This window comes from Streptococcus mitis (genome assembly GCF_946190335.1).
GTDB classification, from domain to species: domain Bacteria; phylum Bacillota; class Bacilli; order Lactobacillales; family Streptococcaceae; genus Streptococcus; species Streptococcus mitis_CH.
Window position 1 is genome coordinate 1 of record NZ_CAMHZN010000010.1, and the last position, 1,175, is coordinate 1,175.

General features: G+C 43.6%; 1 protein-coding gene. It reads left to right on the plus strand.

What is annotated here, in order from left to right; all coding sequences use genetic code 11:
- Positions 1–1,175 (plus strand): DUF1542 domain-containing protein (locus N8O43_RS09585; protein ID WP_261223176.1); only part of this gene is annotated, 1,175 nt, incomplete at both ends.

Below are 1,175 nucleotides of genomic sequence, written 5' to 3' on the forward strand. Positions count from 1 at the left end.
GCTAAGGAAGCAGAAATCGATGCGAACAACGACTTAACAGCTGAAGAGAAAGCAAAAGCTAAGGAAGATGCAAAAGCTAAAGCTGATACAGCTAAACAAACAATCGATAACGCGACAACAAATGCTGCAGTCGATCAAGCTAAGTCAATTGGTATAGCAGAAGTGACTTCAGTAAACCCAGACGCAGTAGCGAAACCAGCAGCTAAACAAGCAATCGACGAAGCTCTTAAAGCTAAGAATGCCGAGATAGATTCTCGTCCAGACTTAACGGAAGAAGAGAAAACTGCAGCGAAAGCAGATGCGAAAGCCAAAGCAGACTCAGCCAAACAAGCAATCGATAGCGCAACAACAAACGAGTCGGTAGCACAAGCTAAGACTAATGGAGCAACGAGTGTAAATTCAGTAAATCCAGTAGCAGTTAAGAAACCAGAAGCTAAGAAAGCGATAGATGAAGCCCTTAAAGCCAAGAATGACGAGATAGATTCTCGTCCAGACTTAACAGATGAAGAGAAAACTGCAGCCAAAGCAGACGCTAAAGCGAAAGCTGACACAGCTAAGGAAGCAATCGATAGCGCAACAACAAACGAGTCGGTAGCACAAGCTAAGACTAATGGAGCAACAAGTGTAGAATCAGTAAATCCAATAGCTGAGGCAAAACCAGCAGCTAAGCAAGCCATCGACGATGCGCTGAAAGCTAAGAACGACGAGATTGACGCTAATAATGACTTAACAGAGGAAGAGAAAACTGCGGCTAAGGCAGACGCGAAAGCAAAAGCTGATGTAGCAAAAGACTCAATCGATAACGCTACAACAAATGCCGAAGTAGACCAATATCAGTCAACTGGAATAACAGAAGTCAGCTCAGTCAATTCAGATGCAGTAGCGAAAACAGAAGCTAAAAAAGCCATCGACGAAGCTCTTAAAGTTAAGAATGTCGAGATAGATTCTCGCACAGACTTAACAGATGAAGAGAAAACTGCGGCTAAGGCAGACGCGAAAGCCAAAGCAGATGCGGCAAAACAAGCAATCGATAATGCAACAACAAACGCCGAAGTAGCTCAAGCTAAGGCTAACGGAACAACAGAAGTAAACAATGTAAATCCAGACGCAGTAGCGAAGCCAGAAGCTAAGAAAGTCATCGACGAAGTTCTCAAAGCTAAGACTGATGAAATCGA